At 73.5% G+C, this 26,364-nt stretch carries 23 protein-coding genes and 1 tRNA gene; 13 read left to right on the forward strand and 11 right to left on the reverse strand.

The genetic code is table 11. The annotated features are described in order from the left end of the window. Window positions 1-8: 8 nt before the first annotated feature. Both hutU and WHN02_RS09970 read right to left on the reverse strand, forming a co-directional pair. A complete protein-coding gene (gene hutU, locus WHN02_RS09965) occupies window positions 9-1,655 on the reverse strand; it encodes a urocanate hydratase (RefSeq protein ID WP_434743068.1) in 1,647 nt (548 codons plus the stop codon). 12 nt (window positions 1,656-1,667) lie between these two features. Next, on the reverse strand, window positions 1,668-2,519 hold the full coding sequence (locus WHN02_RS09970; RefSeq protein ID WP_434743069.1) for a MurR/RpiR family transcriptional regulator: 852 nt from the start codon (window positions 2,517-2,519) through the stop codon (window positions 1,668-1,670). Between the two features lie 148 nt (window positions 2,520-2,667). Between WHN02_RS09970 and WHN02_RS09975 the strand changes: the two genes are divergently transcribed. From WHN02_RS09975 to WHN02_RS09985, 3 genes are read left to right on the forward strand one after another with little or no spacing between them, the layout of a single operon-like run. Next, window positions 2,668-3,810, forward strand: a complete 1,143-nt coding sequence (locus tag WHN02_RS09975; protein WP_434743070.1) for a hypothetical protein — start codon at window positions 2,668-2,670, stop codon at window positions 3,808-3,810. A gap of 34 nt (window positions 3,811-3,844) precedes the next feature. Further along, window positions 3,845-7,264 (forward strand): SGNH hydrolase domain-containing protein, encoded by a 3,420-nt coding sequence (locus WHN02_RS09980; RefSeq protein ID WP_434743071.1) that lies wholly within the window; start codon window positions 3,845-3,847, stop codon window positions 7,262-7,264. Then, entirely contained in the window at window positions 7,261-8,433 is a 1,173-nt protein-coding gene (locus tag WHN02_RS09985; RefSeq protein WP_434743072.1) for a glycosyltransferase, read from the forward strand. Before WHN02_RS09980 ends, WHN02_RS09985 begins: the two co-directional genes overlap by 4 nt. A 159-nt stretch (window positions 8,434-8,592) precedes the next feature. On the opposite strand, the gene WHN02_RS09990 is transcribed toward WHN02_RS09985, so the two are convergent. After that, window positions 8,593-9,123 (reverse strand): hypothetical protein, encoded by a 531-nt coding sequence (locus WHN02_RS09990; protein WP_434743073.1) that lies wholly within the window; start codon window positions 9,121-9,123, stop codon window positions 8,593-8,595. Between the two features lie 69 nt (window positions 9,124-9,192). On the opposite strand from WHN02_RS09990, the gene WHN02_RS09995 reads away from it, so the two are divergent. Genes WHN02_RS09995 through WHN02_RS10010 form a run of 4 tightly spaced genes read left to right on the forward strand, consistent with a single transcriptional unit; the run spans window position 9,193 to window position 14,998 of the window. Next, window positions 9,193-11,199: a glycosyltransferase gene (locus tag WHN02_RS09995; RefSeq protein ID WP_434743074.1), complete on the forward strand. Its 2,007-nt coding sequence runs from the start codon at window positions 9,193-9,195 to the stop codon at window positions 11,197-11,199. Next, window positions 11,196-12,443: a hypothetical protein gene (locus WHN02_RS10000; protein WP_434743075.1), complete on the forward strand. Its 1,248-nt coding sequence runs from the start codon at window positions 11,196-11,198 to the stop codon at window positions 12,441-12,443. Before WHN02_RS09995 ends, WHN02_RS10000 begins: the two co-directional genes overlap by 4 nt. A 27-nt stretch (window positions 12,444-12,470) precedes the next feature. Continuing rightward, on the forward strand, window positions 12,471-13,739 hold the full coding sequence (locus WHN02_RS10005) for a DUF1800 domain-containing protein (protein ID WP_434743076.1): 1,269 nt from the start codon (window positions 12,471-12,473) through the stop codon (window positions 13,737-13,739). Between the two features lie 2 nt (window positions 13,740-13,741). Beyond that, a complete protein-coding gene (locus WHN02_RS10010; RefSeq protein ID WP_434743077.1) occupies window positions 13,742-14,998 on the forward strand; it encodes a DUF1501 domain-containing protein in 1,257 nt (418 codons plus the stop codon). Between the two features lie 99 nt (window positions 14,999-15,097). Here WHN02_RS10010 and WHN02_RS10015 read toward each other — a convergent pair whose 3' ends face one another. Both WHN02_RS10015 and WHN02_RS10020 read right to left on the reverse strand, forming a co-directional pair. Next, window positions 15,098-16,399 carry a sugar transferase gene (locus WHN02_RS10015; RefSeq protein ID WP_434743895.1) on the reverse strand — a complete coding sequence of 434 codons (1,302 nt, stop codon included), beginning with the start codon at window positions 16,397-16,399 and terminating at the stop codon, window positions 15,098-15,100. A gap of 200 nt (window positions 16,400-16,599) precedes the next feature. Further along, on the reverse strand, window positions 16,600-17,652 hold the full coding sequence (locus WHN02_RS10020; protein ID WP_434743078.1) for an LCP family protein: 1,053 nt from the start codon (window positions 17,650-17,652) through the stop codon (window positions 16,600-16,602). A gap of 114 nt (window positions 17,653-17,766) precedes the next feature. On the opposite strand from WHN02_RS10020, the gene WHN02_RS10025 reads away from it, so the two are divergent. Together WHN02_RS10025 and WHN02_RS10030 are read left to right on the forward strand one after the other, a co-directional pair. Beyond that, window positions 17,767-18,600, forward strand: a complete 834-nt coding sequence (locus WHN02_RS10025; RefSeq protein WP_434743079.1) for a class I SAM-dependent methyltransferase — start codon at window positions 17,767-17,769, stop codon at window positions 18,598-18,600. Between the two features lie 99 nt (window positions 18,601-18,699). Next, on the forward strand, window positions 18,700-19,767 hold the full coding sequence (locus WHN02_RS10030) for an expansin EXLX1 family cellulose-binding protein (RefSeq protein WP_434743080.1): 1,068 nt from the start codon (window positions 18,700-18,702) through the stop codon (window positions 19,765-19,767). A gap of 69 nt (window positions 19,768-19,836) precedes the next feature. Here WHN02_RS10030 and WHN02_RS10035 read toward each other — a convergent pair whose 3' ends face one another. The 3 genes from WHN02_RS10035 to bcp form a co-directional block, all read right to left on the reverse strand. Next, complete coding sequence (locus tag WHN02_RS10035; RefSeq protein WP_434743081.1) at window positions 19,837-20,358, reverse strand: GNAT family N-acetyltransferase; 522 nt, start codon at window positions 20,356-20,358, stop codon at window positions 19,837-19,839. A gap of 87 nt (window positions 20,359-20,445) precedes the next feature. Then, window positions 20,446-20,523, reverse strand: a tRNA-Leu gene (locus WHN02_RS10040). Between the two features lie 72 nt (window positions 20,524-20,595). Next, window positions 20,596-21,066, reverse strand: a complete 471-nt coding sequence (gene bcp / locus WHN02_RS10045; RefSeq protein ID WP_434743082.1) for a thioredoxin-dependent thiol peroxidase — start codon at window positions 21,064-21,066, stop codon at window positions 20,596-20,598. Window positions 21,067-21,286: 220 nt separating this feature from the next. On the opposite strand from bcp, the gene WHN02_RS10050 reads away from it, so the two are divergent. From WHN02_RS10050 to WHN02_RS10065, 4 genes are read left to right on the forward strand one after another with little or no spacing between them, the layout of a single operon-like run. Then, window positions 21,287-22,009, forward strand: a complete 723-nt coding sequence (locus WHN02_RS10050) for an energy-coupling factor ABC transporter permease (RefSeq protein ID WP_434743083.1) — start codon at window positions 21,287-21,289, stop codon at window positions 22,007-22,009. After that, the gene (locus WHN02_RS10055) at window positions 22,006-22,371 is read left to right on the forward strand and encodes a PDGLE domain-containing protein (protein WP_434743084.1); all 366 of its coding nucleotides are present in this window, start codon (window positions 22,006-22,008) and stop codon (window positions 22,369-22,371) included. Before WHN02_RS10050 ends, WHN02_RS10055 begins: the two co-directional genes overlap by 4 nt. 3 nt (window positions 22,372-22,374) lie before the next feature. Next, entirely contained in the window at window positions 22,375-23,145 is a 771-nt protein-coding gene (gene cbiQ / locus WHN02_RS10060; protein ID WP_434743085.1) for a cobalt ECF transporter T component CbiQ, read from the forward strand. Continuing rightward, window positions 23,142-23,891 carry an energy-coupling factor ABC transporter ATP-binding protein gene (locus WHN02_RS10065; RefSeq protein ID WP_434743086.1) on the forward strand — a complete coding sequence of 250 codons (750 nt, stop codon included), beginning with the start codon at window positions 23,142-23,144 and terminating at the stop codon, window positions 23,889-23,891. The genes cbiQ and WHN02_RS10065 overlap by 4 nt, the downstream gene beginning before the upstream one ends. Here the strand turns inward: WHN02_RS10065 and WHN02_RS10070 are convergent. Genes WHN02_RS10070 through WHN02_RS10080 form a run of 3 tightly spaced genes read right to left on the reverse strand, consistent with a single transcriptional unit; the run spans window position 23,875 to window position 26,334 of the window. Beyond that, entirely contained in the window at window positions 23,875-25,104 is a 1,230-nt protein-coding gene (locus tag WHN02_RS10070; protein WP_434743087.1) for a hypothetical protein, read from the reverse strand. The two genes, WHN02_RS10065 and WHN02_RS10070, sit on opposite strands and share 17 nt — an antisense overlap. Then, a complete protein-coding gene (locus tag WHN02_RS10075; RefSeq protein ID WP_434743088.1) occupies window positions 25,101-25,817 on the reverse strand; it encodes a DsbA family protein in 717 nt (238 codons plus the stop codon). The genes WHN02_RS10070 and WHN02_RS10075 overlap by 4 nt, the downstream gene beginning before the upstream one ends. Further along, on the reverse strand, window positions 25,810-26,334 hold the full coding sequence (locus WHN02_RS10080) for a MauE/DoxX family redox-associated membrane protein (protein WP_434743089.1): 525 nt from the start codon (window positions 26,332-26,334) through the stop codon (window positions 25,810-25,812). Before WHN02_RS10080 ends, WHN02_RS10075 begins: the two co-directional genes overlap by 8 nt. Between the last annotated feature and the right edge of the window lie 30 nt (window positions 26,335-26,364).

Here is a 26,364-nt window from a genome sequence, read left to right on the forward strand (position 1 = left end):
GCCCTTCCTTACCTGTCGGTGGGGATGGGGAGGCGGGTGCGGTCGGCCACCTCACGGGCGGCGGGGTAACCGGCGTCGACGTGGCGCAGGACGCCCGTCGCCGGGTCGTTCGTCAACACCCGCTCGATCTTCTGCCCGGCCAGGGCGGTGCCGTCGGCGACGCAGACCTGCCCGGAGTGCAACGACCGGCCGATGCCCACCCCGCCGCCGTGGTGGATGGAGACCCACGACGCCCCGCTGGCCGTGTTCACCAGCGCGTTGAGCAGCGGCCAGTCGGCTATCGCGTCCGACCCGTCGGCCATCGCCTCGGTCTCCCGGTACGGGCTGGCCACGCTGCCGCAGTCCAGGTGGTCCCGACCGATCACCACCGGCGCGCGAAGCTCACCCGAGGCGACCATCTCGTTGAAGCGCACCCCCGCCCGGTCCCGTTCCCCGTAGCCCAGCCAGCAGATCCGGGAGGGCAGCCCCTGGAACGAGACCCGCTCACCGGCCAGCCGGATCCACCGGGCCAGGGACTCGTTCTCCCCGAACAACTCCAGGACGGCCCGATCGGTGGCGGCGATGTCGGCCGGGTCGCCGGAGAGCGCCGCCCACCGGAACGGACCCCGACCCTCACAGAACAACGGCCTGATGTACGCCGGGACGAACCCGGGGAAGTCGAAGGCGCGGTCGTACCCGCCGAGCTGTGCCTCCCCGCGGATCGAGTTGCCGTAGTCGAACACCTCGGCCCCGGCGTCGCCGAACCCGACCATCGCCTCCACGTGTCGGGCCATCGAGGCACGGGCCCGGTCGGTGAACTCGGCGGGTGACGCCGACGCGTACTCCCGGGCGTCGGCGGGGTCGACCCCCTCCGGCAGGTACGACAGCGGATCGTGGGCACTGGTCTGGTCGGTGACCACGTCCACGGCGACGCCCCGACGCAGCAGCTCGGGGAAGACCGTGGCGGCGTTGCCCACCACCCCGACGGAGTACGCCCGCCGGTCCCGTTTCGCCGCGAGTGCCAGGTCGACCGCCTCGTCCAGGCTGTCGGCGACCTCGTCGAGGTACCTGTCGCGTACCCGGCGGTGGAGACGACCGGGGTCCACGTCGACGACGAGGCAGGCCCCACCGTTCATGGTGACCGCCAGGGGCTGTGCCCCGCCCATCCCACCGCATCCGGCGGTCAGGGTGAGGGTTCCGGCCAGGGAGCCGCCGAACCGCTTCTCGGCCACCGCCGCGAAGGTCTCGTAGGTGCCCTGGAGGATGCCCTGGGTGCCGATGTAGATCCACGACCCGGCGGTCATCTGCCCGTACATGGTCAGGCCGAGAGCCTCCAGGCGGCGGAACTCCGGCCAGGTGGCCCAGTCGCCGACCAGGTTGGAGTTGGCCAGCAGGACCCGGGGTGCCCACTCGTGGGTGCGCAGCACCCCCACCGGTCGTCCGGACTGGACCAGCATCGTCTCGTCGTCGCGCAGCTCGGTCAGCGTCCGGACCAGGGCGTGGAAGGACGGCCAGTCCCGGGCGGCCTTCCCGGTGCCGCCGTAGACGACCAGGTCGTCGGGGCGTTCGGCGACCTCCGGGTCGAGGTTGTTCATCAGCATCCGCAGCGCGGCCTCCTGCGGCCAACCCCGGGCGGTACGTTCGGTGCCGCGCGCGGCGCGGACGGGCTCGGGCATGTCGGGCTCCTCTCAGCTGACGAAGACCTGGCGGCGGGCGGCGGAGACCTCGAAGGCCTCCAGCCGACGCTGGGTGTCGACGGGTGCGGCGTCGCAGAGCGCCTGCAACAGCACCATGGCCATGGTCATCGGGGCGGTGTGCAGGTCGAAGACGAGACCGGTGCCGACGGCGGCGGGCAGAACCAGGTCGGCGTGTTCGGTGGCGGGGCTGACCGGCGAGTCGGTGATCGCCACGATCCGCAGCCCCGCCTCCCGGGCCTCCCGCAGGGCTTCGAGGGTCTCCCGGGGGTAGCGGGGCAGGACGAACGCGACCAGGGCCCCCGCCCCCGCCCCGGCGGCCTGTTCGACCCGGTCGGTGAGGAGGCTGCCCGCCGTGTCGAGCACCCGGACGTCCGGGTGGACCTTCGCGGCGAAGTAGGCGAAGTACGCCGCCAGCGGGGCGGCGGCGCGCAGCCCCAGCACGGGGAGCGGGCGACTGGCGGCGAGCAGACTCCCGGCCTCGGCGATGCGGCTGCGGTCGGCGAGCTGTCCGGCGAGCCGACCGAGGTTGTCCATCTCGGTACGGACCGCCTGTTGCAGCTCGTTGCCGACCTCGGTGGGGCCGTCGGGCGCGCCGACTGTCAGTTCCCGGAGGCGACGACGCAACGCCGGGTAGCCGTCGTGGCCGAGGGCGGTGGCGAACCGGGTCACCGAGGGTTGGCTGACCCCGGCCAGCTCGGCGACCTCGGCGGCCGACAGGTACGCCACGGTGGGGGAGTGCTGGACGAGGCAGTGCGCGATCCGCCGCTGGGTGGGGGTGAGCCGGACCCCCTCGAAGAGGCCGAGCAGCCGCTCGGTCGATCCGCTGACGGCCCTTTCATTCATGTCGAGACTCTATGCATGAAATATTTCATTCCGCAACGGTCCTCCGGCAGGAGACCCGCCCGGGGGATGTCGTCGCATCGACGGGAGGGCCGGGCAGTGACGGGCTTCTCGGTACCATCCCTCTGCGGGTGAGCAGAGGGGTGGGGACATGCAGCCGGATGCGCCGTACAGGTTCACCGAGGTGATGGGCGGGTGCCGGGTCGGCGAGGTCTGGTGGGCCACCGACGGGCAGGACCGACTGGTGACGGTGGCGGTGCTCGACCCCGAGGTGGCACAGGATCCGGCCTGGCGGCAGGCGTTCGTCGGGATGGCCGACGCCCTCGCCGCACCCGGTGGTGGTGGACGGTCCTATCTGGCCGCCGACGTGTCCGGCCGGACCCCGTGGGTGGCGTACACCGCCGACGGCGGCCCCGGCGCCGAGCACCTGTTCGTCGCCCTCGGCCACGAGATCCGCCGCGAGGAGCCGACCCCACAGGCGTCCGGTCCGCCGTACCCGGTGTCGCCCTCGGGTGGGCAGGCGTCCGGGCCGCCGTACCAGCCGGTCAGTGGGGTGCCGCACGACCCGTTCAGCGCCCCGACCCGCCGGATCCAGCCGTCCCCGCCGCGCCCCCGGCGTACCGGCCTGTGGGTGGGGGCGGCGGCGTTGGTGCTGGTGGTGCTGGCGGGAACCGGAGCGGCCTTCGTCTGGCTCGACCCGGACACCCCCGACACCCCGCAGGCCGCCCCCACCACCACCGTCGAGGCGCTGCCCCCGCCCCCGTCCGCGCCACCGCAGGCGCCGGGCATCGAGCCACCGGCCGCCGGGCAGTGGCCCCGGGACTGGCCGAGGTTCACCCCCCAGGACCCGGTCCGTACGGTGGTCGACCTCGCCGATCTGGGCTTCGCGCTCAAGGTCCCACCGGAGTGGACCTGCACCCCTGCCGGGAAGGCCGAGGGGTACGTCAAGTACACCTGCGGCGTCTCCGGTGGACAGGGTGAACTCGGCGGTGAGCTGGTGGTGCGGGACTGTGTCCTGCCCTGCGACGAGCAGCGGCAGACAGCCATGCGGCAGGCCGAGGAGGCCTGGGGTCTCCAGTGGATCCGGGGTGGACAGTTCGTCTCGTACGCGGATTCGAGCCGGCTCGATCTCGACGGCGAACGGCGGTACGGTCTCGTCGTCGTGGCCTACGTGCGCGGCGGCGACACCGGTCGGGTCGACCGTCAGGTGGTGCTCCGCATGACGGCCCCGATCGACGGTGCCGGCCGACTGCGTCGGGTCGCCAACCACCTCCGTGACGCCCTGATCTTCTGACCCCCGCTCGACCCCCTGCCGCCTGGAGATCGACATGCCCTCCGCCGTCCTGGCGCGTCGGTCGACGTCACTGGCCGGTCTCCTCGTGGCCGGCTGTCTCGTCGCCCTGCCCGCCGTCGGGGCACCGGCGTACGCCGGAGACGAACCGGCGACCCCCGTCCCGGTCCCGTCGTACGCCCGCAACGAACCGGCGACCGCCGTCGTGGCACCGGCGACCGTCTACCTGGAGGCGACCTACACCGGACGCCTGCGCGACACCGAGGACGGGACCCTCCTGCGGCCCGACGAGGTGGTCGTCACCCGCCGCTGCACCGGGGTGGTGGTCGACCCCGACGGGTACGTCGTGACGAACACCGTCTGCGTCCGGCCGAGCGCCGAGGTCCTCCAGGTCAACGCCCTGTACCGGCTCGGCCGGACCCTCGTGCAGGACGGCCGCCTACCGGCGGCGGAGTTGGACGACTTCGTCGCCGAGCACCGGGACTCGGTCACCTTCACCGGTGACCGTCGGCGCAGCCGCCCCACCGTCACCCTGCTGGCCCAGACCGGCACGGCGACCTCACCGGCCGACCCCGACACGGCGGTCCGCGCCGCCGTCGTCGCGGCCCTGCCCGCCGTGGACGGGAACGCCGCCCTGGCGAAGCTGCTACAGGGTGGCCTCCCGGCCGTCGAGATCGGCCCCGTCGGCGTGCCGGCGACCGGCTCCACCCTGGACATCCTCGGGTACGGCATCACCGACTCGACCGACCTCCCCGTCACGTACGCCGTCCGGACCCGTACGGTCCAGGTCGTCGGGTTGACCGGGACGAACCGTACCGGGGTGGACGGGCAGGTCGGCCCCGACTCCAGGGGCGGCCCGGTGGTGGACGCCGACGGTCGGCTGGTGGCGCTCCTGGACACCGACACCACCGTCCCGGGTGAGCCCGTCCGGGACCTGATCAGCACCGCCAACCTGTACCGGCTGTTGGAGTCCGCCGAGGTGACGAACCGGTTGGGTCCGGTGGACTCCCGGTACCGCGTGGCGCTCGGCGACTACTTCGCCGGCCGGTACTCCACGGCCCTCGCGGGGTTCGAGGAGATCCTCCGCCTGGCTCCCGACCACGAGGGTGCCCACACGTACCGGGACCGGGCCGCCACCCGGCTCGACCGGGACGGGGACGTCCGGGGCGACGCCGGGGACTGGCTGTTCTACCTGCTCTCCGCCGCCGCCGGTGCGGCGGTGATCGCTGCGGCCGGGCTCCTCCGACGGCGACTGCGCCCCCGCCCGACCCACCCCGACCCCGAGTCGCAGCCAATCCCCGAGCCCGAACCCACCCCGGAGCCCGAACCCGACCCCGACCCTGAACCCAAGCCCGACACCGGACCCAAGCCCATCCCCGAACCCGAACCCGAGGCACGGCCGGAGGGCGGGGCTGCGGTCGGGGTCGGGGCCGGGCGGGGGTTCCGGGCCGACATCCAGGGGCTTCGGGCCCTCGCCGTGGTGCTCGTGGTGCTCTGGCACGCGGGGGTCCCGTTCGTCCCGGGTGGGTTCGTCGGGGTGGACGTCTTCTTCGTCATCTCCGGCTACCTGATCACCGCCGGGATGGCGGCGGAGATCGCGACGAGGGGACGGTTGTCCCTCGGCCGGTTCTGGGCGCGGCGGGTACGGCGGCTGCTGCCCAGCGCCGGGTTGGTGCTCGTCGCCTCCCTGGTGCTGGCCTACCTCTTCCTGCCCGGGATCCGGTGGCGGGACACCGCCCTCGACGTGGTGAGCAGCGCCCTGTACGCGGTCAACTGGCGGCTGGCCGAACAGTCGGTCGACTACCTGGCCGCCGAACGGGCCCCGAGCATCGTGCAGCACTACTGGTCGCTCGCGGTCGAGGAGCAGTTCTACCTGCTCTGGCCGGTGCTGCTGGTCGGCGTCGCCTGGCTGGCCCGGCGGGGGAGTGCCGCACCCGCCCGGTGGCGGACCCTGGCCCTCGTCGCGGTGGCCACGGTGCTGGTCACCTCGTTCGTCTGGTCGGTGCTGCTCGTCGCGCAGGACCCCGGCCGGGCCTACTTCGTGACCACCACCCGACTCTGGGAGCTGGCGGTCGGGGCGCTGCTGGCGCTGGTCCCGCTGCGGCGGCTGTCCCCCGTGGTGGGATCGGTCGTCGGCTGGGTCGGTGCCGGGGCGATCGTCGCCTCGGCGCTGCTGCTGGACACCACCGACCCGTTCCCCGGGCTGCTGGCCCTGCCCGCCACCCTCGGCACCGTCCTGGTCCTGGTGGCCGGTCCGGACCTGCGGTACGGCCCGGTGGTGGTGCTCCGGGTGGCGGTGATGCAGTTCCTCGGCCGGATCTCGTACACCCTCTACCTGTGGCACTGGCCGCTCCTGGTGGTGCTGACCGTACGGATGGACGAGCCCGACGGCCGGGCGGTGACCGCGGCGATGGCGCTGGCGGTGTTCCTGGCGTACCTGACCAGCAGGTTCGTGGAGCGTCCCGCCTGGCACTCGACCCGCCTGTCGGCCCGACCCGGTCGGACCGTCGCGGTCGGGGTGGGCTGCACCGTCCTGCCGGTCTGCGTAGGGCTGGTCCTGCACCACGTCGCCGTCGGACCGCCCACCGCCAGCACTGCGGCCCGCGACGTGCAGGGTGCCGCGGTGCTCGCCACCGGGCAGACCGGCGAACCCGTCGACCGGTCCGCGTCGGTGGTGCCCGACCCCTCGGTGGCCCGCGACGACGTCGCCTCGGTCTACGCCGACGGGTGCCACGCCAGTCAGACCGGCAGCCGGGTGCTCGGATGCACCTACGGTCGGGCGAACGCCCCGTTCACCGTGGCAGTCGTCGGGGACTCGCACGCCGCCCAGTGGGTGCCCGCCCTCCAGGAGATCGCGGCGCAACGCGACTGGCGGCTGGTGACCCACACCAAGTCCCAGTGCCCGGTCGTCGACGTCGAGGTGGCAGGTGGGGACGAGGCCCGCCCGAACCGCAGCTGCGGGCAGTGGAACCGGGCACTGCGGGAGCGGCTCGCCGCCGACCGCCCCGACCTGGTGGTCACCAGCAGCTACAACTACCAGGTCCATCGGGACGGTCGGCTGTTGACCGGTACGGAGAACGAGACCGCCCTGGCCACGGCGCTGCGCCGGACCTGGCGGGGACTCGCCGAGGTGGCACCGGTGGTGGTGCTGCGTGACACCCCCGCCCCCCGGCGGGACATGGCCGACTGCGTCTCGGCCCACCGGGAGGAGTTGACCAGGTGTGCCGTACCCAGGGTGGAGGCCCTGGCCGGTGTCGGGCCGATCCAGGAGACGGCGGCGGAGGGCCTGGCGGGCGTACACCTGGTGGACCTCAACGACGCGATCTGCCCGGCGTCCCGGTGCGCGCCGGTGATCGGCGGGGTCCTCGTCTACCGCGACACCAACCACCTGACGGCGACGTACGCGCGCACCCTCGCCGGTCGCCTCGACGAGCGACTACAGGCGGTCGTCGGATGAGCGGGCGGCCCGACGGATCCGCCCCGACCAGGAAGGACACGGCCATCACCGAGGTCTCTGCCGACGACGGACCACCTCCCGTGCTGCCGGGGCGGACCTCGGTCGCCCTGGTCCACGAGTGGTTCGGTGCGACGGGCGGTTCCGAGAACGTCTTCCTCGCCATCCAGGAGGTGTTTCCCCAGGCCAAGGGGTTCGTCCTGTGGCGTGACCGGGACGCCCGACGGGGGCTCGACCTCACCGAGTCGTGGCTGGCCCGGACGCCGTTGCGACGGTCCAAGGCGTTGGCGTTGCCCGCCATGCCGTTGGCCTGGCGGACCCTGACCAGGGAACGGTTCGACGTGGTGATCTCCTCCAGCCACGCCTTCGCCCACACCGTCAGGCTGCCGTCCTCGCCGCAGACCCGGTACCTGAGCTACGTCCACTCACCGGCCCGCTACCTGTGGAGTCCGGACTTCGACGGTCGCGGCTCCGGGGGTCTGCTCGCTCTTCCCCGACGGGTGCTGCGCGGCGTCGACGTGCGGCTGAGCCGACACGTGCACAGCTACGCCGCGAACTCGGCCGAGGTCCGGGACCGGATCCGGCGGTTCTGGGGGCGCGACGCCCGGATCGTCCACCCCCCGGTCGACGTCGACTACTTCGCCGCCGCCCCGCCCGAGCAGCGCGGACAGGACCGCAAGCACCTGCTGGGCGTGGGGCGGTGGATTCCGTACAAGCGGTTCGACCTGATGATCGAGATCGCCGCCGCCGCCCGTCGGCCGCTGGTGATCGCCGGTTCCGGGCCGCAGGAGGAGACGCTGCGTCGGGCGGCGTCCCGAGCGGGGGTACCCGTCCTGTTCGAACGACGGCCGTCGCGGGAACGGCTCCGCGAGCTGTACTGGGGCGCCCACGCCCTGCTCTTCCCGACCCACGAGGACTTCGGCATCATCCCCGTCGAGGCGATGGCCTGCGGGACCCCGGTGGTGGGGCTGGACCGGGGTGGGGTCCGGGAGACGGTCCGCGACGGCCACACCGGGTTCCTTGTCGACTCCACCGACCCCGGGGCGTACGCGGACGCGGTGCGCCGGGTCGACGGGCTGGACCGGGCTCCACTGCGGGCGTACGCCGAGCGTTTCTCCCCCGAGGTGTTCCGGTCGAACGTGGCCGACTGGGTACGCGATGCGACGCGCTGACCTGCGGACGACAGTGACGCGTCGGGGCGTACCGTCGGTCGTCGCGGCGGTCCTGGGGGGTGCCCTGCTCGCCGCCCTCGGGGTGGCGACGGTCCTGCCCCGACCCACGGTGGCCGGTGCCGTCGGTCTCGTCGTGGTCGGGGTGTGCCTGGTGGCGCTCTACCGAACCACCCGGTCGGCGACCTTCGCCCCGGTGTCGGTGACGTTCTGGGCGTTCGTGACGGTCTGGGTCGGCCTCGCGCCGCTGCTCCAGATCCGGGACCGGCGGCTGCCCTGGCCCGACCTCCCCCTCGACCGGTACTGGGTCACCGCGCAGGTGGTGCTCCTGTTCGCGGTGGTGGCGTACTGGGTCGGCAACACCCGTCCGCTGCCCGCGGCCCGGCGGTCGTCCTCCCCGCGTACCCGGATCACCGTCGAGAAGGCGGTGGTGGTGACCGGTGCCGCCGCCGCCCTCGCGGTGGTCTGCCTGCCGATGACCGGCGGCCTGGCGGTCCGCTTCGGCAGCCGCGACGACCTGCAACGGGCCATCGCCGAGGCGGGGCTCCGCAGCCAGCAGGACCTGGCCCTGCTCGGACTGCTGAGCACCCTTCCGGCGGCGGTCGGCGCTGTCGCCCTGGTGCTCTGCCTGCTGTGCTGGCGCAACCGCAGCCACGCGGGTCGTCGGGGCGCGGTGGCGCTGGCGCTGACCACCGGTACGGCGGCGCTGCTGAACCTGGTCTACAACAACCGCTGTCGGCGAACCGGTTCGCCGCCTTCGGTGTGCTCCTCGCCGCCGGTCTCGCCGTCGTCAGGTTCGACCGTCCGGCCCGGCGGGTGCTGTTCTCGGTGGGGATGCTGGTCGGGCTCGCCGTGCTGTACCCGCTGGCGAACCTGTTCCGCAACGAGCGGTCCCGGGCCGACCTCCGCCTCGGCCTGGACGCCTACTACACCTGGGACTTCGACGGGTTCCAGCAGACCGTCAACGCCGTCTTCCACGCCCGCGTCGAGGGCCACACCTGGGGGCACCACCTCCTGTCGGCGCTGCTGTTCTGGGTGCCGAGGTCCTGGTGGGAGGAGAAGGCGATCCCCGCCGGGAACGCCGTCGCCGCCGGCCGGGGCTACGAGTTCCAGAACCTCGCCCTGCCGTTCTGGGCGGAGACGTACGTGGAGTTCAGCCTCGTCGGGGTGGTGGTCCTCTTCTTCTGCTACGGCATGCTCGCCCGGCGACTCGACCGGGCGGCGGCCGGGTCCCCGGCCGGACTCGGCACCGCCGTCGCGATCGTCTTCGCAGCCTTCCACATCGGCCTGTTGCGCGGCCCGCTCGGCGCGCAGATCCCGTTCGTCGGGGCGGCCTTCGCGGTCCTCGTCCTGGCCGTCGCGGGGTGGCACGGCCCACGGTGGCGGCTCACCCGGCCACCGGAGGAGGTCGGTGCCGCCGTGGACCGGGGCGGGGCCGACCCGAGGCCGAGGGTGGTGATCCTGGCCGACTGGTGGTGGCCGCAGGAGGTGGGTGGGGCGGAACGGTCGGCCCGGTCGGCGGCCCGGGAACTGGCCCGGTTCGCCGAGGTGACTGTCGTCGTCCCGGCCGCCGCGCCGAGCACGTACGCCGACGGCCCGCTCACCGTGCACGCCGTCCGCCGCCCCTTCGCCCGTCGGGTGCACGACGACACCCGGGTCCGTCGAGGGCTGGAGTTCCTCACCGGCTGGACGCTGCCCTGGGTGGCGTCCGGGCTGACCCGTCGACTGCGGGCGGTGCGCCCCGACGTGGTCGTCGCCGGCAACATCTCCCGTACCGGTCCCTGGCTGCCGCGCTGGGTCGGGCGGCGCGGCCTGCCGTACGTCCGGGTCTTCCACGACCTGAGCGACACCTGCTGGCGGCGCTCCCGGATGCGGGACGGGCGGATCTGCGCGACGGTCTGCGGCGACTGCGTCGTCAAGGCGCTGATGCTGCGTCGGGTCACCCCCGACGACGCCGTCGCCGTCTGCGTCTCCGGGTTCGTCCGCGACGACCTGGTCGGCGTCGGGTTGACCACCCCGGAGGCCAGCCTCGTCGGCCACCCCCTGGTCGGCCCGGCCGAACCGGTAGCGGCCCCACCGCCCCGCACCACGGACACCGGTCTCGTCGTCGGCTACCTCGGCCGGGTCAGCCCGGTGAAGGGCATCGAGTCGGCCATCCGGACGGCCGCCGCGTACGCCCGGAACACCAGCACCGAGGTCACTGTCCTCGTCGCCGGTGCGGGACCCGCCGACTACGCCCGGACGCTCGCGGAGTCGGCCGACGACGCGGGTGTCGAGCTGAAGATGCCGGGACACCTCGACGTCGACGCGTTCTGCGCCGCAGTCGACGTGGTGCTGATCCCGTCCCGGTGGCTGGAGCCGTTCGGTCGAGTGGCCGTCGAGGTGGGTCGGTCGGGCCTGCCGATGCTGGTCGCGCCGCTGGGTGGCCTGCCCGAGGCGGCTGCCGTCTCCGGTGGGACGTACGGGTTCGCGGACTTCGACGACCCGGAGGCGGCGGCGGTCGCCCTCGCCGACCTCCTGGCCGGGGGTCGACCCGGTCGGGAGGCCCCGACGTCCTCGCCCCCGGCGGCCACCCTGGACCAGCAGGTGGCCGCCGCCGTCCGCCGGGCGCTCGACAGGACCACCGCGCCGACCCACCCGGGACCCTCCGAGCCCCCACCCGAACCCGACGCGCCCGAGGCGGCGGCGGAACCCCCACCCGAAGCCGACGGGGCGGAGCCGACGGTCACCGTCGGGGCGCGGCGGACCGAGCCCGGAGGTCGATCGTGACGGCGACGACGTCGGCGGGTGGACGTGGTCCGGCCCGGCTCGCCCTGACCGCCGGGCAGGTCGCGTTGATGGCCACCAGCCTGGTGCTCAGCCTCGCCCTGGGGTACGCCGGTGGCCTCGGCGCGGTCGGGGCGCTCGCCCCGGCGATGCTGGTCTTCCAACTGACCTGCGGGGTCCTGCAACGCTCGCTGGCCGAGGCGACGCTGCTGCGGGCGGCGAGCGCCACCCGGACCGCCGCACCGGCGGACTGTCGACGGTCGGTCGCGACGGCGGTGGTCGGCGGAGCCGTCGGCACCGTCGTGGCGGTCCTGTCGTCGCTGGCCGTACCCGGGGGATCGGTCGACCTGGCGGTGGCGTACGCGGTGGGGATCCCGTTCGCGATGGCCCTGGACATCGGCCGGTCCGCCGGGGTGGCGGGCGGGGCCTCCCGGGCCGTCCTGGTCGAGACGGTGGGGTGGCTCGTCGTCCAGTCGGTGCTGCTGGTGGCGTTCGCCGCCGTCGGGGAACCACTGCTGGTCTGCCTGTCGTGGACCCTCGTCAACGCCGCGTTCGCGCTGCTCGCCGCCGGTCGGGCGCTGCGGCGGCCGGACTTCGGCGGGCTGCTGCGCTGGGTACGCGACAGGCGCGACGCGATGGGGGCGGCCTCGCTCGACGCCCTGCTCGTCGGCCTCACCCCGCTGCTCGCCCTCCAGGTCACCGCCCTGGTCGCCGACGCGTACACGCTCGGGGTGATCCGCGTGGTGCAGCAGCTGTTCGGCCCGTTGGCCCTCGTCTCGATCATCCTCCGGCGGGTCCTGGTCTACCAGCGGACCGCCGGGACCCCGACGACCCGGGGACGGGACCTGCGGGACGGCGCGCTCGCCTGGTCGACGGTGGCGGTCGGCGCGGCAGTCCTCGGGGTGGCTGTGGTGCTCGCCCGGGACCTGGTGCCCGCGTTGGCCTTCCTGCCCGTCGGCGGGGTGCTGCTCGCGGCCGGGCTGGAGAAGGCAGCCCTCGGGTTCTCCTACGGGGCCACCCTGAGCCGGTTCGTCGACGGTGACTTCGGCACCCTGCTGCGGGCCCGCTACCTGATGCTCGGGGTGACCGTGGTGGCCGCGCCGCTGCTGACCGTGTGGTTCGGGGCGGTCGGCTACCTGGTCGCCGCCACCGTGGGGCTGGTCGGCTACGCCCTGGTGGTGGTCGCGCTGCCCCGACCGGCGCGGCCGGTCGCGGAACGGGTGGGCGCCGGAGGCGAGGTGTCCTGACGACCGACGGTCGTCTATGTTGTCAGGATGAGCGACAGCCTCGGCCTGCTGCTGCGGCGGGCGGGGTTCGGTCCGACGGCGATCGAGCTGACCGCCGCCCGCCGTGGCGGCCCCGACGCCGCCCTGTCGGCGTTGACCGCGCCGCCCGGTCCCGACCTCGGCGCTGACACCGCCCCCGTCCCGGACCTCGGCCCTGACGTGTACGCGGGACGCCGCGACCTCACCTTCGAGGAGAAGGTCCGGCTGGAGGACCTGCGGACGGTGCAGACCGGGCAGCTCACCGAGTGGTGGTTGGACCGGATGACCGTCGCCGGTCACCAGGCGGTCGAGAAGCTGGTCTTCTTCTGGCACGGGCACTGGGCGACCTCGGTGCGCAAGGTCCGCAGCCCGCAGCTCATGCTCGCCCAGCACCGGACGCTGCGCGGGGCCCCGGACTTCGTGGCGATGAGTCGGGCCATGGTGGTGGACCCGGCGTTGAACAACTACCTCGACGGTCACCTCAACACCCGGCAGGCCCCGAACGAGAATTTCGCCCGTGAGCTGTGCGAACTGTTCGTCCTCGGGCACGGCAACTACTCCGAACGCGACGTCAGGGAGGCCGGACGGGCCCTGACCGGCTGGCGGTTCAGCCTGACCAGGGGCGCCTCGGTCTTCGACGCGACGGCCCACGACCCGGGCCGTAAGACGGTCCTCGGCCACACCGCGCCCCTCGACGCGCAGAGCCTGGTGGAGCTGATGGTCAGGCACCCGGCCTGCCCCCGGTTCGTGGCGTCCCGGCTGTGGTTCCGGTACGCCTCGTCGGAGCAGCCGATCCCACCGGGGTTGCGGGAGCGGATGGCGCAGGCGTTCCCCGCGCCGATGGCGATGCTCCGGGTGCTCCTCGCCGACGAGGCGTTCCGGGCCACCGCCGGGTCGATGGTCAAGTCACCGGTCGAGTGGTGTGTCGGGGCGCTGCGGCAGGTGGGGGTGCGGCCCTCGGTCCTGTCGCCGCAGGACCGGGCGGCGCTGCGCAGTGACCTGGACGCCCTCGGGCAACTGCCGTTGGCCCCGCCCAACGTGGGCGGCTGGCCCGCCGGGGCGGCCTGGTTGACGTCCGCCGCGGCCCGGGTCCGGTTGCGACTGGCGGCGCGGATCGCCGGGTGGGCGCTGACCGACGGGCTCACCCCGGAGGGGTTGGCGTACCAGCTCTGCGTCGACGGGTGGACCGACCGGACGTACGAGGTGTTGAAGGGCAGCCGGGACCGTCGGCAGTTGATGGTCCTGGGGCTGGTCAGCCCGGAATACCTGGTGACCTGAGGATGGACGCGGTGACCCGCCGGAGGTTCCTGGTCGGCTCCGGGGTGGCCGGGGGTGCCGCCCTCGCCGCCGGTACCGGCGCAACGGGGCTGCTCGACCTGCTGGCGCGCGGTGCGACGGTCCCGACCGACACCGCACCGACGAACACCCTCGTGCTGGTGACCCTCTACGGCGGCAACGACGGGCTGAACACGGTGATCCCGTACGCCGACCCGGCCTACCACGCGGCCCGGCCGGAGCTGGCCTACGACCCCGAGCGGGTGCTGCACCTCGACGACGCCGTGGGGTTGAACCCGGTCCTGCGGGGGCTGCGCCGGATCTGGGACGACAGCAGGCTCGCCGTGGTCCTCGGGGTCGGCTACCCGAATCCCGACCGGAGCCACTTCACGTCGATGGACATCTGGCAGACCGCGTCACCTGTCGCGCCGGTCACCACCGGCTGGGTGGGCCGGTGGCTCGACACCACCAGGGCCGCCCCGGAGGCCGCCGTCAGTTTCGAGCCGGTGTTGCCGCCCGTCCTGGCCGGGGCGACCCGGTCCGGGGCCTGCGTGGGCGTCGGGGGCCTGGATCTGCCGCCGGGGCTCACGGCGGACGCGGTCGCCGGGCTGGGGCGGATCGAGCCCGGGGAGTCGAAGATGCAGGCGCGGGCCGCCGCCGCCTACCGCGACCTGCTCGACGTCGACAGGTTGGTACGCGGTGCCGAGGAACACCCCGACCCGGTCCCGAGCGTCGGTGGGCCGCAGGTCCTCACCACCGGACCGGGCACCCGCAGCGTCCTGGAGAACCAGTTGGCGCTGGTGGCCAGGTGTGTGGAGGCCCGGGTGCCGACGCGGGTCTACTCGGTCAGCCTGGACGGCTTCGACACCCACGCCATGGCGCTGCCCGGGCACGAGGCGCTGCTGACCCGGCTCGACCGGGCGTTGTCGTCGTTCGTGGCGCGGATGGCGGGCACCGAGGCGGGGCGTCGGGTGACGGTGGTGGTCTACAGCGAGTTCGGTCGGCGGGTCCGCGCCAACGCCTCCCAGGGCACCGACCACGGTACGGCGGGAACGGTCCTGGTGCTGGGGTCGCAGGTGGCGGGTGGCTGCTACGGCGAGCAGCCGAGCCTGACCGACCTCGACGACGGTGACCTGAAGGCGACCACCGACTTCCGGGACGTCTTCGGCACCGTGCTGGCGCAGGTGCTCGACGCCGACCCCGACCAGCACCTCGGCGGCGGGTACCGGGCGAGACCGCTGCCCCTGCTGCGCCCCACCTGAGCGCCCGCAGCCGAGACCGTCCGACCCCCACACCGGTTCAGCGACCGCAGCCGCGTCGTCCCCCGCCGCCCCGGTGCGCCCCGACGCGACCGGGACCGTTCAGCGACCGCCGCCCCGCAGGACCTCGGCGACGGTACGCAGCAGCACCTTGACGTCCAGCCAGAGGGACCAGTTCTCGATGTAGTAGTTGTCGAACCGGGCCCGGTCGGAGATCGGGGTGTCCCCCCGTAGGCCGCTGACCTGCGCGAGCCCGGTCAGCCCGACGGGGACCCGGTGACGCATCGCGTACGTCGGGTAGGTGGCGGAGAACTTGGCCACGAAGTGCGGCCGTTCCGGGCGGGGGCCGACCACGCTCATCTCCCCGCGCAGGATGTTCCACAGCTGCGGCAACTCGTCGAGGGACGTACGCCGCATGAACCGCCCGACCGGGCCGATCCGGCGGTCGTGCGCGATCGACCAGTTGGTCTGCGACTCGTACTCGTCGACCGGACGCATGGTGCGGAACTTGACCACCTGGAAGGGGCGGCCGTACCGGCCGATGCGTTCCTGGCGGAAGAAGACGCCCCGCCCACCCTCCAGGAAGGTCGCCACCGCGCCGAGCAGGAGCACCGGGCTCAGCAGGGCCGCCGCGACAGTGGCGAGGACCAGGTCGGAGGCGCGTTTGATGGCCCACCGGGGGCCGGTGAAGGTGGTGTCCCCGATCTCCGTGATCGGGATGGCCCCGACGTGGTCGGGGTACCCGGCCTGGGACCGCGAACCCCACAGGCGGGGCACCGCCCAGAGGTTGCACCCCGCGCTGAACGGCCGGAGCAGGACCTCCATCAGGGCCGCCTCCGAACAGTCCGGGTCGGCGATGACCATGACGTCGCAGTCGAGCGCCGGGATGAGCCGTTCGAGGTCGTCGAGGGTCCCGATGAGGGGGACCGGCCCGGGTCGCTGCGGTGCGGTGTCGACGAATCCGACGAACCGCAGCCCGTAACGGGGGTGTCGGCGCAGCAGCCGGGCGAGTTCCTGGCCGACCGGGCCGGCGCCGACGACGATGGCGTTGTGCTCCATCCAGCGTCGCCGCCGGGCGACGAGGATCAGTTTGCGGGTCCCGGCCCGGCCGACGACCACCAGCACCCCGCAGAGCGCCACGTCGCGCATGAACCCGCTGACGTACGGGACCGACTCGTGGCGTACGGCCGCGATGATGGCCACCGCCGCCCCGCAGGAGAGCAGCCGTCCGCAGAGGGTCGGCAGTTCGTCGAGGATCCCGAGGTGGCGGCGGGCCCGGTACAGTCCCCCGGTGGCGAAGACCGTCACCACGAGTGCGGCGTAGGCGAGCGTGCCCCGCCAGTACGTCTGGCTGACCAGCAGGGGGATGAGCAGGGCGACGACGTCGACCGGAAGGGTCAGCATCCAGGCGCGCAGCGCCCGGGTCCTCGTCGACGCCCGGGAACCGGCGTACGGCAGGACTGCTGTGGTCTCCAGGCCCGGCCGGTCGACGGGGTCGGGATCCGGCACGCCGGACACCGCAGACCCCTCGACCGGCCTCGGCGGACCGGGGATGCTCGGTTCGGTCCGGCGCGACATGGTCATCCCTACTCGGTGGAGGTCGACTACCTACCGGCGGCGAGGATCTCGGGTACGTCGTCGCGGCGGACCGCGTCGAAGAGGCGGCCGGCCTTCTCCTCGTCGGCGAAGACCACGCTCTCGCTGCCCACCCTGCCGGTGCCCGTCACCGGACAGGTGAAGAACTCCAGGTTGCCGCTGCGCAGGTGTCGCAGCTCCATCGCGAAGTCGAGCACTGACATCGACCTGTCGACCGCCGCCGCCTCGGCGGTGGCCCTGACGAACGCGTTCAACCGGGTGGGGCTGCTCAGCGTCCCGCCGGAGGCGGCCTTGTCCAGGATCGCCTTGATCACCTGCTGCTGGTGGCGGATCCGGGCGAAGTCGCCGTCGGGGAAGGCGTACCGCTCGCGGGCGTAGTCGAGGGCTGCGGAGCCGTCCATCGTCTGCCGGCCCGCCACGAACTCCCGTCGACCGTCGGCGTTGAGCGAGTGGGTGGAGGTGAATGCCTTCTCCACGTGGATCTCGATGCCGCCGAGCGCGTCCACGATGTCCTTGAACCCGGCGAAGTCCACCATCGTCACGTGGTCGATGCGGACACCGGTGAACTTCTCCACCGTCTGCACCATCAGCGGGACGCCGCCCCACGCGTACGCCGCATTGATCTTGGCGTCCCGGCCGCCCCGCCCCTGCTTCGACCGGGGCACCGCCGTCCAGGTGTCGCGGGGGATCGAGATCAGCTGTGCGCTCGACCGGTCCCGGGGCAGGTGGGCGAGGATGATCGTGTCGGTCCGCGACCCGGAGCTGTCCTCCGGGTCACGGGAGTCACTGCCGAGGATCATGATGTTCAACGCGTCGGTCGCCACGACCTGCGGTCGAGACTCCGCCGGGACCTCGTCGAAGGCGTCCACCCTGTCGATCGCCGAGTCGACGGACCTGACGTAGAGCGCGGCGGCCAGGACGCCACCGCCGCCGACCAGCGCCAGGACCAGCAGTCCGGTCAGCAGGAGACGACGCCCACGGCGAGGTCGGGCGGTGCCGCCCGGGTCGGCCCCGACCGGTGTGCTCGGTGCGGACTCCGGAACCTGTCGACCCATGGACATGTCGGCATGCTACTGACCGTCGACCGTCCAGGGTGTCCCCAGTCGCCGACCACACACCCGTCGATCCGGTGAAGAGGGCACCCGTTGTTTCCCGAGGGATGGTAGAACGCTCCTGTGGACGCAGAGAAGCTCCGGCGGAACATCGCCCGCACCCGGCTCGCGCCGATCGCGGCCTTCCCCAAACGGCTGGTCAGGGTGGCCCGGCACGACGCCAAGGTGCTCAAGACCTCGGCCCGTTGGCTGGTCACCTCCCGGGAGCATCACAACTACACGTACGAGTTGACCAAGCTGAGCCGGCACCACCTGGCCTGGTTCGTCAGCGTGGTGTGCGACGTACCGGTCAAGCAGGTCCGGGCGTACTTCCAGGAGATCGAGTCCGACGACCGGCTGCGTACCCACATCGAGGAGGCGACCGCCGGGGCGGCCCGCCGGGGCCTGGCCGACCGGCAGGTCCGCTACGCCCGCCGCATCGGGTGGTACGCGATCGTCCGCGCCACCGGTCCGGCGCACGTGGTGGAGACCGGCGTCGACAAGGGGCTGGGCAGCTGTGTCCTGGCCGCCGCCCTGCTGCGCAACGCCGCCGACGGGCGACCCGGTCGGGTCACCAGCCTGGACATCAATCCGGAGGCCGGCTACCTGGCCCGCACCGAGCCCTGGTCCGAGGTGGTCGACCTGGTGATCGGCGACTCGATCGCCTCGATCGACGCCCTGGACCGACCGGTCGACCTCTTCCTGCACGACAGCGACCACAGTCGAGCCCACGAGAAGCGGGAGTTCGACGCGGTCGAGGCGAGACTCGCCCCCGGGGCGGTCCTGCTGACCGACAACGTCACCGCGACCAACGTCCTGGCCGAGCACGCCGAGCGGACCGGCCGCCGGTTCCTCGCGTACCGGGAGACCCCGGCCCGGCACTGGTATCCGGGCGACGGCATCGGCGTCGCCTGGTGACCCCGCCGAGCCGCAGGTGGAGGCCGTAGCGGCCGCCCGTCTTAGTTTTCGCTTAGCCGGCTTGTCCCGATGGTGTCGGGTCGGGCAGCATCGGGTTCCGTGACCGACCCTGACCTGCCCGAGAACCTCGACCGCCCGTCCGGCCCCGGTCGGCGCAGAGCCCCCTCGGCGATACCGCCCCGGTGGCTGCTGGCGGTCGGCGTGGCCGGGGTCGCCTCCGTACTGGGGCTGACCCTCGTGCTGCGTGACGCCGCGCCGGTCTGCGCCGCCCCACCCCCGGTCGCGGCCCCGGTGCTCGCCGCCGGCCCGGGGGCGCTGGCCGCCCCTCCGGTGGCCGGACGGCTCAACCAGGGCAAGGCGACCTTCTACGACCTCGCCGGGGGCATCGGCAACTGCTCGTACCCGTCCCCACCGTCGAACAAGCGGTACGTCGCCCTCGGCCCCTCCGAGTACGCCTCGGCCGCCGCCTGCGGGGGATACCTCGACGTGACCGGCCCCAAGGGTTCGGTCCGGGTGCTGGTGGTGGACCAGTGCCCGGAGTGCGCCCCCGGGCACATCGACCTCTCCGCCGAGGCGTTCCGGGAGATCGCCGACCCGGTCCAGGGGATCGTCCCGGTCAGCTACCGGGCGCTCGTCGACCCGGCGCTCCCCGGCCCCCTGACCTTCCGGATCAAGGAGGGCGCCTCGCAGTACTGGTTCTCGGTGCTCGTCGGGTCGCACGGCAACCCGCTCCGCTCGGTGGAGGTCCGGCCGGGCACCTCGGGTGCGTGGCGTACCGCCTCCCGGCAGAGCTACAACTACTGGGAGATCGGGTCCGGGGCCGGAGCGGGGCCGTACTCGATCCGGGTGACCGACACCAACGGCAACCGGGCCGTCGCCACCGGCATCCGGATGGCCCCCGGTCAGGTCCAGACCACCGACGTCCGGATGTACGGCGGCGGGTCGGGCACCGCCCCCCGGGCGGCCCGTTCGGCGTCGCCGTCGGCGACCCCGTCCCGCTCCGCCTCGCCGAGCCCGAGCGTCAGCCCCTCGGCCTCCCCGTCGCCCAGCGGTTCGGCCTCCCCGTCGGCCTCCCCGACCGACACGCCCACCCCACCCCCGGCCGACCCACCGGCGGCCGGGGCGGCGGGCGGCGGCCAGCCCCACCCCGTCGCCTGCACCCGGTGACCGACGTGCGGACGAGGACCACGGTGTAGAGGATCGCTCCCCTCTGCACCGGCCGCTTCCCGACCTCGGTCACCGGGTCAGGGCGAGCCACATGTGGAGTTCGTCGCGGTCGTCGCCGGTTCCGACCCGCAGCGCACCGGGCAGCCGGCCCACCTCCCGGTAGCCGAGTCGCCGGTAGAAGGCGTCCAGACCGCCCCCGTCGCGGACGGTCAGGTGCAGCGCCTCCCAGCCCAGCTTCCGGCCGAGCCGTTCGGCCTCCCGCATGAGGGCGGCCCCGTACCCGTTGCCCTGGGCGTGTGGGTGGACCATGACCCGTTTCAGGGTGCACCAGTGCGGCTTGAGGTGGAACCGGTTGTCGGCGAAGACCAGGGCGGCGACCGGTCGACCGTCGGCGTACCCGACCAGGAGCCGGTCGGGGCCGTCGGTGATCCCGTCGAACGTCGGATCGGCCATGGACCGGACCTCGGCCTCGGTCACCGGGGGGACGAACCCGACAGCGCCACCGGCGTTGGTCACCTCCAACCAGAGCGCCACGAGCTGGTCGCGCAGGTGGGGGGTGAGGTCCGGGTCCAGGACGAAGTGCAGTGTCACGCGGACATCCTGGCCGCTGGCGGGTCGCACCCGCCCGTGATCGTGACGCGCCCGACATCGACGCCGTCGATTCGGCCGAGACCGCCGTGGTAGGGCCGGCGGGACTCGAACCCGCACTGGTACGGACCTAAACCGTATGCCTCCTGCCAATTGGGCTACGGCCCCGTCACCACCGCTGTCGAATCGTAGACCACCGCCGAAGCGGCCACCGCCCGCCAGGCACCGGTGCCGGGGGAGTCAGTCGAGTCCGAGGTCACGGCGGAGCTTGGCGACGTGGCCGGTGGCCTTCACGTTGTAGAGGGCACGCTCGATCTTGCCGTCCGGGTCGATGACGAAGGTGGAACGGATCACACCCGTCACGGTACGGCCGTACATCTGCTTCTCGCCGTACGCCCCGTACGCGCTGAGCACCTGCTTGTCCTGGTCGGAGACGAGGGGGAAGGTGATCGCGTCGTGCTCCCGGAACTTGGCCAGCTTGGCCGGCTTGTCGGGGGAGATGCCGACCACCTCGTACCCGGCGGACCGCAGGGAGTCGAGGGTGTCGCGGAAGTCGCAGGCCTGCTTGGTGCAGCCGGGGGTCATGGCGGCCGGGTAGGCGTACAGGATGACCCGGCGGCCCCGCAGGTCGGACAGGGCGAGGGTCTCCCCGGTGTCGGTGGGGAGGCTGAACTCGGGCGCGGGGTCACCGGGGGAGAGGCGGTCGGTCATGGCCCGACCCTACCGCCGCCCCGGCCGGTGCCGCCTGCGGCGACGCGCCGCCGCGCCGGACCCGGAGCCGACGCGCCCCGGCGCCGGACCCGGGGGACCGGAACCGGGGGACGGTCGGCAACCGCCCTTGTTGCCAGGTATTGGCAACAGTGGGGTCGGTGGTGAATACTCTGGCCGACAGTTGCGTTCATCGATCAGTTGTCGCCCCTGGGAGGCCCGGGTGGACACCCTCGCGATGCACATCTCCAACGGGATCATCGACGGCCCGGTGGCCGCCGCGTTCGCCGCGTTCGCCCTGGTCGTCCTGGTGTTCTGCGTCCTTCGCGGACGACGTGACCTGGACGACCGGCTGGCCCCGATGGCCGGTCTGGTGGCCGCGTTCATCTTCGCCGTCCAGATGCTCAACTTCCCGATCCTCACCGCCGGGGTCAGCGGTCACCTGATGGGCGGGGCGCTCGCCGCCCTCCTCGTCGGCCCCTGGGTGGGGGCGCTCTGCGTCACTGTGGTGCTCGTCGTGCAGGCGCTCGTCTTCGGTGACGGCGGGGTCGCGATGCTGGGGCTCAACGTCACGAACATCGCCCTGATCGGCACCGCCGCGGCGTACCTGCTGATCGCCCTCCTGCTGCGGGTGCTCCCGCGTACCCCCGCCGGGTTGGCGGTGACCGGCTTCGTCGCCGGGCTGCTCAGCGTGGTCGTGGCGGCGCTCGGCTTCGTCGTCCAGTACTGGCTGGGCGGGACCACCGACCTGGGCGGGAACCTCGGGGGCCTGGCCGCCACGATGACCGGGGTGCACCTGCTGATCGGCGTCGGCGAGGGACTGATCACGGCGACCACGGTGGTCACCGTCGCCAAGGTCAGACCCGATCTGGTGTACGCGCTGCGCCGACTACCGCCGACCCGCCGCCCCTCCTCGGCCGCCCCGGTGACCGGGGGTGCCCGGTGAACCGGCGGCTGTGGGGGTTCCTCGGTGCCGGTCTCCTGGTGGCGTTCCTGCTGGCCGGAGTGGTGAGCAGCTTCGCGTCGTCGCACCCGGACGGTCTGGACTCGTCGTTGCGCGAGGGCTGCACCTTCGACGCCGACGACACCCTCGTGGGCGGCAGTTGCCCGGCGCAGCAGGAACGGGACCACGAGATCGGCGGCCCGTTGGCCGACTACGGCATCGCCGGGCTGGACGACGGTCTGCTCTCCACCGGCCTGTCCGGGATCCTCGGGGTGGTCCTCACCTTCGCCGTCGGCGGTGGCGGGTTCTGGCTGCTGCGCCGCCGTGAACCGGTGGGGTCGCCGGACACCGCGGTCGGGGACTGACCGGTGGGGGCCGGGTCCGCACACCTGCTGTACCGGGACGGCACCTCACCCGTGCACCGGCTCCCACCCGAAGTCAAGATCACCGCGATGGTCGCCTTCACCCTCGTCGTGGTCGCCACCCCCCGCGCCCGGTTCTGGGCCTTCGGCGGGTACGTCCTGCTGGTGGCGGTGGTCGCCGCCCTCTCCCGGGTGCCGCCGGGGTGGCTGCTCGGGCGGGCGTCGATCGAGGTGCCGTTCGTCCTGTTCGCCTTCACGCTGCCGTTCCTCGGCACCGGCGACCGGGTGGACCTGTTCGGTCTGCGGCTGTCCGAGGAGGGGCTGTACGGGGCGTGGAACATCCTGGCCAAGGCGACCCTGGGGGTGCTCGCCTCGCTGTTGCTGGCCGCTACCACCACCACCCGGGACCTGATCCTCGGCCTGGACCGGCTGCGCTGCCCGCAGGTGGTCACCCAGATCGCCACCTTCATGCTGCGTTACCTGCCGGTGCTCGTCGGGGAGGCCCAGCGGATGCGGGTGGCGCGGATCTCCCGGGGCGACGACCCCCGCTTCCTGTGGCAGGTGCGAGGGCTCGCCGCCGGGGTCGGCACGCTGTTCCTGCGCGCCTTCGAGCGGGGTGAACGGGTGTACCTGGCGATGCGTTCGCGCGGCTACACCGGGCGGATGCCCCCGAGCCGGACGGACTCGGCGGCGGCCACCACCGGGCAGTGGCTGGCCGGGGCGACGGTACCGGCGGCGGCGCTCACCGTCGCCGCTGCCGCCGTCGCCCTGACGTGAGCACCACGGCACCCGCCCTGGACGTCAGGGGGCTCCGGTTCGCGTACCCGGACGGGCACGTGGCCCTGCGAGGGGTGGACCTGACGGTGGCGCACGGTGCCCGGGTGGCGCTGCTCGGGCCCAACGGAGCGGGGAAGACCACGCTGGTCCTGCACCTCAACGGCATCCTCACCGGCGTGGAGGGGACGGTGCGGGTCGGTGGGCTGACGGTGGGGCCGGACCGGGCCGTGCTCGCCGAGATCCGCCGTCGGGTGGGCATCGTCTTCCAGGACCCCGACGACCAGCTCTTCCTGTCGACAGTCGCCGAGGACGTGGCGTTCGGCCCGGCCAACCTCGGGCTGCGGGGTGCGGCGTTGGTGGCCCGGGTCGACGAGGCGTTGGCCGCCGTCGGCATGGCCGGGCACCGCGACCGCGCCCCCCACCACCTGTCGTTCGGGCAGCGTCGCCGGGTGGCGGTGGCCACCGTGTTGGCCATGCACCCGCAGGTCCTGGTCCTCGACGAGCCCTCGTCGAACCTCGACCCGGCGTCCCGGCGGGAGCTGGCGGAGATCCTGCGCGGCCTGCCGGTGACAGTCCTGATGGTCACCCACGACCTGCCGTACGCGCTGGAGCTGTGCGAACGGTCGGTGATCCTGGACGACGGCCGGATCGTGGCCGACGGACCCACCCCCCTGTTGCTCGCCGACGGGGAGGTGCTCGCCCGGCACCGCCTGGAGTTGCCCTACGGCTTCAGCCCCCGGCCCTGACCACCGGACGCCCACCGGGATCCCGGCCCGTCCCGCCGCCGTCCGGCTTCGCCGTCGCGCCGCCCGGCGACGACCCGTTCGTTGCGTCGTCGTCGGGCTCCGGCGTCGGATCGTCCGGCGGGCCGTCGGCCGGTCGGTCGGACGGGGCCAGGGCGGCGGCGGCTCGCAGCCGCAGGATCCCGGCGGCGGCGGCACCCGCCCCGGCGACCAGGACCAGCACCGTCATCGCCCGGACGACCTCCCCCGGCCACGGTGACGGCACTATCGAGCGGGTGAGTACCGTCGCGCTGCCGATCCCGGCGAACAGGGCCAGGCAGGTCCCGGCCAGCGCCAGCACGAAGTCCGCCCCCGGTCGGCGACGGACGGCGTACCAACCGGCGACCAACGCTCCGAGCCCGGTCAGCAGCGCCCAGATCTGCCCGCTGAGTAGCCCGACGAGCACCCCGGTCGGGCCGGTGGCCCCGGCGTCGACCTCCCGCCCGACGATCGTCACCCCGGCGGCGAGGCCACCGAGGGCCAGCAGTCCACCGATCCCGGCCAGGGCTCGCGCCCCGTTGCGGGTACCGGCCGGGACCAGCCCCAGCGCCCCCACGGCGAGCAGGCCGAGGGTGGCCCCCACCCACCACGGGTACGGGTCCGGTGGGGGCACCCAGTCCAGGGTGCCCCGGATCTCGCCCTCCTCGGACCCGCCCATGCCGTCGTCGTGGCGGATCGGGACCGCCCAGTCCCGTACCCGGTGCTCCCGGTCCGGGGCGGCCCGGACCTGGGCGGGCGGCCCCTCCTCCCGCCACAGCGCCCGCCGGTCGTGCCACTGGACGGTGGGAGAGTCGTCGATCCTGCGCCAGGTGGGGGCGGCGGCCGGGTCGGCCTCGGGCGGCAGCAGGGCACCCCCGGCGATGGTCCGGTTCAGGTACGTCGCCGGGGAGCGGAGGTTCTCGAACGCACCCTCCGGACCCACCCGCAGGTACGGCTCCCCGAAGTAGCCGATCACCTCGACGTCCCGGTCGCCGACGTTGGTCAACTCCAGCCGGGCCCCCGCCTCGATGGGTCGTACGCGCACCCCCGGCAGGTCGGGGAAGACCCCGGTGACCTCGGTCCGGTAGTCGGTCCCGGCGGGGGCGTCCGCCCCGTGTGCGGCAGCCGGGACGGCGGTCCCCACCAGCGTGGCGAGCACCCCGGCCAGGACCAGCACCAGCCTGCCGGAACGCCTCATCGGCCGGCTGCCTCGACGGCGGCGCGCAACCCGTCGGGGCTGCGGTCGGCGAGTTCCTCGCCGTCGACAAGGACGGTCGGGGTGCCGGTGATCCCGCTGCGGCTGGCCTCGTCGGTCAGCCGCTCGGTCCACGGCTTGAAGGCCTCGTCCCGTTGACAGGCGGCGAAACCGTCCCGGTCCAGCCCCGCCTCGACGGCGAGGTCGGTGAGCTGGTCGTCGCTGAGCCCGGCACCCCCCTCGGCGGGCTGCGCCTCGAAGAGCTTCTTCGCGTACTGCCGGTAACGGCCGTTCTCCGCCGCGCACCCGGCGGCGGCCGACGACCGGGTGGAGTACTGGGTGGTGGAGTAGCGGTTGAGGTACGCCACCGGGTGGTAGACCACCCGGACCGTGCCCTCGGCGATCAGCTGGTCGAGGGTCGGGCCGGTGACCTCCTCGAACTGCTTGCACGCCGGGCAGAGGAAGTCCTCGTAGACGTCGACGGTGACCGGGCCGGACCCGGCGACGATCCCGGTGCCCGCCTCGTTGGCCCCGGTCGGCACCGTGACGTCCCCGGCGCGCTGGCCGGACCAGACGCTCCACCCGATCAGCCCGGCGACGACCAGGAAGGCGACGGCGGCCACCGAGGTCCAGAGGGTCCGCTTGCGTCGCCGCTCCCGGGCCATCTGCTCCCGGACCACCCGTGCCGCGTCCCGGCGGCCCTTGCGACTACTCATCGTCGTCCTCCACTGTGGGATCACCGGCCAGCGCCCCGTCGACCGAGACGGGGGTGGCCGGCCAACGAAGCAGGAACCCGGCCAGCGCCAGGAACACCAGGTCCCGGAGGATCTCCGGGAGGTAGCTGGGGGACTGCCCGGCGGCCAGTTCCCCGCCGGTGCCGAAACAACCGCAGTCGATCGCCAGCCCCCGGCTCCACGCCGAGGCGATCCCGGCGACGAAGACCAGCAGCAATGCCACGGAGACCCCGGCGCTCAACCGGGTGGCCAGCCCGACCAGCAGCAGGACGCCCAGGGCCAGTTCGACGAAGGGCAGCGCCGCCCCGACCACCACCGCCAGGTCGTACGGCAGGATCTGGTAGGCGTTCACGGCCCGCCCGGAGGCGGCCAGGTCGCCGACCTTGGTGGCCCCGGCGACCAGCCAGACCGCTGCCAGTCCCAGCCGGGCGGCGAGGCCGAGCCAGGGGCGTAGGACGGTCCACCGTCCGGTCCGCGTCACCGCTGCGGTCATGGTCATAGGTCGTCCTGTCCCTGCGGGAAGTTCCGG

This window comes from Micromonospora sp. SH-82 (assembly GCF_051132485.1).
In the GTDB taxonomy this organism is placed as follows: Bacteria; Actinomycetota; Actinomycetes; order Mycobacteriales; family Micromonosporaceae; genus Micromonospora.